Origin of the sequence: Kitasatospora sp. NPDC057223, from assembly GCF_042669755.1 — a bacterium.
Taxonomy (GTDB): domain Bacteria; phylum Actinomycetota; class Actinomycetes; order Streptomycetales; family Streptomycetaceae; genus Kitasatospora.
Map to the genome: position 1 here is coordinate 1 of NZ_JBHUWW010000223.1, position 7762 is coordinate 7762.

At 71.5% G+C, this 7762-nt stretch carries 4 protein-coding genes, 3 tRNA genes and 1 pseudogene; 2 read left to right on the forward strand and 6 right to left on the reverse strand.

The genetic code is table 11. The features are described from left to right. Positions 1-117 precede the first annotated feature (117 nt). The 6 genes from ACFUK0_RS38670 to ACFUK0_RS38695 form a co-directional block, all read right to left on the reverse strand. Positions 118-192, reverse strand: a tRNA-Gln gene (locus ACFUK0_RS38670). A 45-nt stretch (positions 193-237) separates the two neighbouring features. Further along, positions 238-313 (reverse strand) — tRNA-Glu (locus tag ACFUK0_RS38675). 28 nt (positions 314-341) lie between these two features. Beyond that, a tRNA-Gln gene (locus ACFUK0_RS38680) sits at positions 342-413 on the reverse strand. Positions 414-621: 208 nt separating this feature from the next. Further along, positions 622-2133: a glutamate--tRNA ligase gene (gene gltX, locus ACFUK0_RS38685; protein WP_380258509.1), complete on the reverse strand. Its 1512-nt coding sequence runs from the start codon at positions 2131-2133 to the stop codon at positions 622-624. Then, positions 2126-2926 (reverse strand): fumarylacetoacetate hydrolase family protein, encoded by an 801-nt coding sequence (locus ACFUK0_RS38690; RefSeq protein WP_380258511.1) that lies wholly within the window; start codon positions 2924-2926, stop codon positions 2126-2128. The genes gltX and ACFUK0_RS38690 overlap by 8 nt, the downstream gene beginning before the upstream one ends. Positions 2927-3144: 218 nt before the next feature. Further along, on the reverse strand, positions 3145-3363 hold the full coding sequence (locus tag ACFUK0_RS38695; RefSeq protein ID WP_380258513.1) for a hypothetical protein: 219 nt from the start codon (positions 3361-3363) through the stop codon (positions 3145-3147). Between the two features lie 791 nt (positions 3364-4154). Between ACFUK0_RS38695 and ACFUK0_RS38700 the strand changes: the two genes are divergently transcribed. Together ACFUK0_RS38700 and ACFUK0_RS38705 are read left to right on the forward strand one after the other, a co-directional pair. After that, entirely contained in the window at positions 4155-7682 is a 3528-nt protein-coding gene (locus ACFUK0_RS38700) for a nitrate- and nitrite sensing domain-containing protein (protein WP_380258515.1), read from the forward strand. Between the two features lie 10 nt (positions 7683-7692). Next, positions 7693-7762, forward strand: a pseudogene (locus ACFUK0_RS38705) (roadblock/LC7 domain-containing protein); the annotation flags it as partial.

The window sequence follows — 7762 nt, forward strand, 5'->3', positions numbered from 1 at the left end:
ATACAAGACAGTCACAACCGCACGGTGAATATTATAATAGACAGGCCACTTCCGGTAAAAGCGTCCGGAAATACAAAAAAGCCCCGGAGACCGGGGCTCAATTATTTTCTCTACTTCTGGCTGGGGTACCAGGACTCGAACCTAGACTAAATGAACCAGAATCACTCGTGCTGCCAATTACACCATACCCCAACAAAGCATTCAGCCGATGGGGCGAGCCCATCGGCCTTCCTGCTCTGGTACCCCCGACCGGATTCGAACCGGCGCTACTGCCGTGAGAGGGCAGCGTGCTAGGCCGCTACACAACGGGGGCGTGTACTGCTGGGTGGTGCCGTACTGCGCTGGGGTACCAGGACTCGAACCTAGACTAAATGAACCAGAATCACTCGTGCTGCCAATTACACCATACCCCACCTGAGTTCAACCCCTGCGGGGTCTTGCTCGGCGTTGCGCCTGCGGTCGGTACTGACGAGGTTTCTGGTCCCTCGCCCTTCCCTTCCGGGCGGCGCAGAAAGAACATTACCCGATGCCGGGCGCCGCTCCAAAATCGATAACCGCAGGCAGTGCCCGCAGGCCGCGGGCCCGGTCGTTGACCAGGCCCGCAACCCGCGCGCAGCGGCCTCAGGCCGCCGGGGCCGCCTCCAGGGCGCCGGCCAGCCGGCGCAGCGTCTCGGCGCGGCCGAGCAGCTCCATCGACTCGAAGAGCGGCGGGGAGACCCGCCGGCCGGTGACGGCCACCCGCAGCGGCGTGAAGGCGAACTTGGGCTTGATGCCCAGACCCTCCACCAGCGCCTCGCGCAGCGCCGCCTGGATCGGCTCGGGGGTGAAGTCCCCGAGTGCCTCCAGGGCCTTGATGCTGGCCTCCAGCACCGGGCGGGCGTCCGCGGTGAGCACCTTGGCCGCGTCCTCCGGGTCCAGCGCGAAGTCGGCCGGTGCCACGAACAGGAAGCCCGCCATGTTGACGATCTCGCTGAGGACGACCATCCGCTCCTGGGTCAGCGGCGCCACCTTGGCCAGCAGGTCGAGCTGCCCGGCGGTCGGCTCGGCCGGCAGCAGGCCGGGGGCCTGCAGGTACGGCACCAGCCTGCGGACGAACTCCTCCGGTGCCAGCTCGCGCAGGTGGCGGGCGTTGATCGCCTCGCACTTCTTCAGGTCGAAGCGGGCCGGGTTGGCGTTCACCTTCGAGATGTCGAAGGCGGCCACCAGCTCGTCCATCGAGAAGTGGTCGTCGTCCGCGGAGAGCGACCAGCCCAGCAGGGCCAGGTAGTTGAGCAGCCCCTCGGGGAGGAAGCCGCGCTCGCGGTAGAGGTTCAGCGAGGCCTGCGGGTCACGCTTGGAGAGCTTCTTGTTGCCCTCCCCCATGACGTACGGGAGGTGGCCGAAGCGCGGGGTGCCGCCGTCGCCGACGCCGATCTCGGCGAGGGCCGCGTACAGCGCGACCTGGCGCGGGGTGGAGGACAGCAGGTCCTCGCCGCGCAGCACGTGGGTGATGCCCATCAGGGCGTCGTCCACCGGGTTGACCAGGGTGTAGAGCGGTGCGCCGTTGGCCCGGACGATGCCGTAGTCCGGCACGTTCTCGGGCTCGAAGCTGAGCGTGCCGCGGACCAGGTCGTCGAAGACGATGGTGTTCTCGGGCATCCTGAACCGCAGGATCGGCAGGCGCCCCTCCTGGCGGTACACGGCGACCTGATCGGCCGTCAGATTCCGGCAGTGGCCGTCGTACCCGGACGGCCTCCCGGCGGCGCGGGCCGCCTCGCGGCGGGCGTCCAGCTCCTCGGTGTTGCAGTAGCACTCGTACGCGTGGCCGGCCTCGTGCAGGCGGCGGGCGACGTCCGCGTAGATGTCCATCCGCTGCGACTGGCGGTACGGCTCGTGCGGGCCGCCGACCTCGGGGCCCTCGTCCCAGTCGAAGCCGAGCCAGCGCATGGCGTCGAGCAGCTGGTTGTAGGAGTCCTCGGAGTCGCGGGCCGCGTCGGTGTCCTCGATCCGGAAGACCAGCGTGCCGCCGTGGTGGCGGGCGAAGGCCCAGTTGAAGAGAGCGGTGCGGACCAGGCCGACGTGCGGGTTCCCGGTCGGGGACGGACAGAAGCGGACCCGGACGGCCGGGTCCAGCTCTGCGGATGCGTTAGCCACGCTTGATCACCTTATTGGTGAGAGTGCCGATGCCTTCGATGGAGACGGCGACCTCGTCGCCGACGTTGATGGGGCCGACCCCGGCGGGGGTGCCGGTGAGGATGACGTCGCCCGGGAGCAGGGTCATGGCCTCGGAGATGTGGACGATCAGCTCGGCGATCGAGCGGACCATCAGGGACGTCCGCCCCGTCTGGCGCAGTTCGCCGTTCACGGTGCAGGTGACGGCCAGGTCGGCCGGGTCGAGTTCGGTCTCGATCCACGGGCCGAGCGGGCAGGAGGTGTCGAAGCCCTTGGCGCGCGCCCACTGGCCCTCGCGCTGCTGGACGTCCCGGGCCGTCACGTCGTTGGCGCAGGTGTAGCCGAGGATCACCTCGGGCACCCGGTCGATCGGGACCTCGCGGCACATCCGGCCGATCACGACGGCGAGTTCGGCCTCGTGCTGGACGTCGGAGGAGAACGGCGGGTACGCGATCGCCTCGGTCGGGCCGATCACCGCGGTGGACGGCTTGAAGAACGTCAGCGGGACGTCGGGGACGACGTTGCCCAGCTCGGCGGCGTGCGCCGCGTAGTTGCGCCCGACCGCGACGATCTTGTTGGGCAGCATCGGGGTGAGCAGTCGCACGTCCTGCATGCGGTAGATCTCACCGGTCAGCTGGGGCGGCCCGAAGGGGTGTCCGGCCAGCGCGTGGACGACCAGGGAATCGGGTTGGGAGACGTCACCCTCGACCACGCCGAAGGAAACGCTGCCGGCGGCAGGGCTCCCTTCCCGGACGGAAAACCTGGCAATGCGCACGGCTGGGGTACCCCTCGCTTCGTCGGCCGCCCGGGGCGCGCCCGGGCGCTGGCGGGGCGCTCGGCCCGACGCGGCCCCGCTCGATCGCCTCCCAGGCTATCGCGTGGACCCCGGGGCGCCCGCTATGCCCCGTTAGGACCGGTCCGGCCGGTGCCTTCGGGCACCCCGGACGCGCGGGAGGGCGCCGCGGCCGCAGCCGCGACGCCCTCCGGTGGCCGTCAGCCCTGCGCGGCGACCGGCGCGACCATCAGCACCGTCCGGCGCGGGTTGGCGGTGCTGGACGGGAGTGCGGTGCCGTAGGTGGTGATGTCCTCGGGCTTGCGCGCGCCCGGCAGCTGCGCGAAGTCGGCGACCGAGGCCAGCGTCGTCCGGCGCGGGTTCGCCGTCGAACGGCCTACGAGCGGGGACGTGGTGGCGGAGTTGGCCGGCTGGGACATCGCTTCACACCTTGGGATCGGGAGGGCCGGTGCGGAGGCATCGACCGCGGACTTCTTGGGCAGGCTGCGGGCAGGCGAATGGGCCCCGCAGGTGACTCAGCCACATTAGGGATCTCTTTCCACAGTCGCCGTGACCAAAGCTACACATTGACCTGTGATTTTGCTCACAAATTGAAGATTAATTCCCCCGGATCGGGCATATCGGCCCAACGCGATATTCCGACATATTGCTCATACCGGGCAAACGGGAAGGCATGTAACTCCTGTTGATCTATGCCCGGCTTGGCATGTATCCGGCGAGTGTCCGAAAAAGGCCGTATTCCGGTCCCAATGCCGCACAGTCCGTGAAGTGCTGCGCGCACTGAGTAGTACCGGGTGACGCTCCACAGCGCCCCTTGTTGGACTTCCCCCGCTGTGCTGGAATGCCACGGACCGTGGGAAAGGACCCGTCCACCCCGGTAGACCCGCTCTCCCGGACCGGCCGGGGTGCGGATGGAAACTCGACACCGTCCAGGCCGCGGCAACGCGGCGGGACGCCCGGTCCAGAGGTTGCGACGCCAGTGCAGGGACGTTTCAAAAGGGGTAGCGGCGCCGCGGGCGACCCCGAGTCGCGAGAGCCCGCAACAACCCCCGACCAGGCAGTGGCCAGCGGTGGTCCGGGCGACCGGGCAGCCGGTGGCCAGGCAGAGCCGGGCAGTGCAGACACCGTCGAGCAGGACGAGCGAACGTCCAAGCGGGCGAAGCTCCGAACCCTGACCCGGCGCCGTGCCACCGGTATGAGCCGGCTCGCGATGCGCAACTGGCGCATCCGGACCCGCCTCATCGCCCTGCTGCTGCTGCCCGTCATCGTGGCCCTGGTGCTCGGTGGCCTGCGTATCCAGACCGCCATGCAGGCCTCCCAGCAGCTCGCCCAGATGGCCAACCTGAGCGACCTGGCGAAGAAGGCCACCAACCTCGCCGACGCCCTGCAGACCGAGCGCGACCGCAGCGCCGGCCCGCTGACGCACGGCGGCGCCGCGGACGACGAGGTCACCGCCTCGCGCAAGAACACCGACGACCTCAGCAAGATCTTCATCGCGTCCGCCGACAAGTTCGAGAACCTGGAACTCGCCGGCGGAAAGGCCCTGCTGCTGCAGGTCCGCAAGGACGTCAACTCGGTCGCCGAGGCGCGCCGCGACGCCTACACGAACGACCAGAACATCCAGGCCACCGTCACGGCCTACGACGTGATCATCAAGGACCTGCTGTCCATCACGCAGGACATCGCGCTCGGCTCCAACAACAGCGAGCTCGTCCGCGCCACCCGCGCCCTGCAGCAGTTCTCGCTGGCGAAGGACATCACCTCGCAGCAGCGCGCGCTGATCAGCGCCGCGCTCGCCAACAAGGCCGGCCCCAACCTCAGCCTCAGCGACGAGTCCTTCGGTATCCGGCTGCGCAACGCGTACGACAACGCGCTCGGCAACTTCAACAGCATCTACACCTCGCACGACCTGGACAGCCTGCGCGGCCAGCTCAGCTACAACTCGATCATCGCCGACGCCGACCGCTACTCGCACTCGGTGCTGCAGCAGAGCGGCATCCGGCAGACCGAGAACATCAGCTACAAGGAGTGGTACGACGCGTCGACCACCAAGATGACGCAGCAGCGCCGCATCGAGAGCCGGCTGATCGAGAACCTCGACGGCAAGTCGCAGGAGCTGCAGGCCGCGGCCGACACCGAGGCGCTCATCACCGGTGCGCTGGTCGCGCTCATGCTGCTCGTCGCGATCGGCGGCGCCTTCGTCATCGCCCGCTCGATGGTGCGCTCGCTGACCCGGCTGCAGACCGCGGCCGAGGACGTCGCCGAACGCCGCCTGCCCGAGCTGGTCAAGACGCTCTCCGAGAGCGACCCGCACGACATCGACATCACCGTCGAACCGGTCGGCGTCGACTCCGCGGACGAGATCGGCCACGTGGCCCACGCGTTCGACATGGTGCACAGCGAGGCCGTCCGCCTCGCCGCCGAGCAGGCACTGCTGCGAGGCAACATCAACGCGATGTTCACCAACCTCTCGCGCCGCAGCCAGGGCCTCATCCAGCGCCAGCTGTCGCTCATCTCCGAGCTGGAGAGCCGCGAGGCGGACCCGGACCAGCTCGCCAGCCTCTTCAAGCTCGACCACCTCGCGACCCGCATGCGCCGCAACGGCGAGAACCTCCTCGTCCTCGCGGGCGAGGACCCGGGCCGCCGTTGGACCAGGCCCGTCCCGCTGGTCGACGTGCTGCGCGCCGCCGCCTCCGAGGTGGAGCAGTACGAGCGCATCGAACTCGCCTCGGTGCCCTCCGCCGAGGTCGCCGGCCGGGTCGTCAACGACCTCGTCCACCTGCTCGCCGAGCTGCTGGAGAACGCCACCTCGTTCTCCAGCCCGCAGACCCGCGTGCGGGTCACCGGCCACGCCCTGCCCGACGGCCGGGTGCTGATCGAGATCCACGACACCGGCATCGGCCTCAGCCCCGACGACCTCGCGGACATCAACGAGCGCCTCGCCAACCCCCCGGTGGTGGACGTCTCGGTGTCCCGCCGGATGGGCCTGTTCGTGGTCGGCCGCCTGTCCCTGCGACACGGCATCCGGATCCAGCTCCGCCCCAGCGACTCCGGCGGCACGACCGCACTGGTCATGCTCCCGGTGGACGTCACCAACTCCGCCGACCGTCGGGGCCCCGGCCGCGCCGGCGGCGCGCCCGGCAAGCAGCCGCGCGGCGTCGGTCCGACCCCGCGCCAGCAGCGCCAGATGCCCGGCGGCCCGGCCGCAGCCCTCCCGCAGGGTCCGGCCGGCGGCGCCCCCGCCGGTCCGGGCGGCGCTCCCGCCGGCCGTCCGCAGCTCGGCCAGGGCGGCCCCGGCGGCCCCGGCAACCGTCCGGGTGCCCCGGCCGGCGGCCTGCCGACCCGGCAGGCCGGCCAGGCGCTGCGCGACAACCCGCAGGGCCCCCAGCAGGGTGCGCCCCAGCAGAACATGTTCGCCCAGCAGGGCGGCGCCGGCCGTCAGGGACCGCCGCAGCAGGGCGGCCCCGGCCGCCCCGGTGCGCCGCTGCCCCGCCGCGGCCAGCAGCCGGAGCAGGGTGCGGCCCCCGGCCGTCGCCCCGGCCAGGAGCGCCCCACGCAGGAGCGCCCCGCACAGGAGCGTCCCGGCCAGGAGCGTCCCCGCCCCGCCGAGCAGCCGCAGCACGGCTGGGCCGACCAGCCCACCCGCGGCGGCCGCCCGGACGGACCGCAGGACGGGCCCGCCCGTCGCCAGCCGCAGCCCGCGGGCCCCGGCCCGGAGGCCGGCCGCAGGCCCGGCCAGGCCCTGCCGCAGCGTCCGCAGCCGCAGGGGGCGCAGTCCCCGCAGGCCGCGCCGGTGCCGGCCGAGTCCGCGGCGGAGACCACCGCGCAGTTCGCCCGTCCGCGTTTCGAGGCCAGTGAGATCGACCCGCGCGACCCGCTCGGCCTCGGACTGGTCGAGCCGGTGCTGCCGAGCGTGCCGGGCCCGGCCCGCCCGGAGCCCGTCCGCCAGGAGCCGGCCCGCCAGGAACAGCCCCGCCAGGAGCAGTTCCGGCCGGAGCCGATGGCGCTGCCGACCGCACCTTCGGGTGCCGCGCAGGAGCGCCCCGGTGCTCCTGCCGGGCAGAGCGACTCCCGGTGGTTCCGCGAGGACGGCCGGGCGGCGCAGGCCGCCGGCGACCAGCAGGCCCGGACCAGGACGTACCAGCCCCAGCGGCCCGGCACCAGCGCACCCGGCTTCGACGGCCGGGCCGAGCAGCCGCAGCCGCAGTCCCAGTCGCCGTACCAGAACCGGCCGCAGCAGGGCCAGCCCCAGCAGGGGCAGCCGCAGCAGGGCCAGCAGCCCGCGCCGGGGCGGCCCCAGGGCCAGCAGCAGGGCCAGCCGGGCCAGCCCGGCGGTCCGGGCGACGCTCCGTGGCGCCCGTCCGCGAACGACGAGCGCTGGCGCCGGGCCGAGCAGGTCCGCGAGCCCTCGACCGGCGGCATCACGCTCTCCGGGCTCCCCCGGCGCACGCCGCAGGCCAACCTGGTCTCCGGTACCGCCGAGCAGGCCCCGCTGACCGGCCCCCAGGTGTCCCGTGCCCCCGAGGAGGTGCGCGGCAGGCTCACCAACCTGCGGCGCGGCATCCAGCAGGGCCGGCGGGCCGGAGCCGAGCAGACGGGCGCCCCGGGCAACCCGGCGGCCCCGGGCCATGGTGCTCAGCAGCCCGGATTCGATAGTTTCGGGTCCCGGACGACGGACGGCAACGAGGCCGGCCGCAACGTGAGCTTCGGCAACGGCGCAGACCACCAGGAGCGTTGAGTTGAGTCAGATGAGCCAGGCCGCACAGAACCTGAACTGGCTGATCACCAATTTCGTGGACAACACCCCCGGGGTGTCCC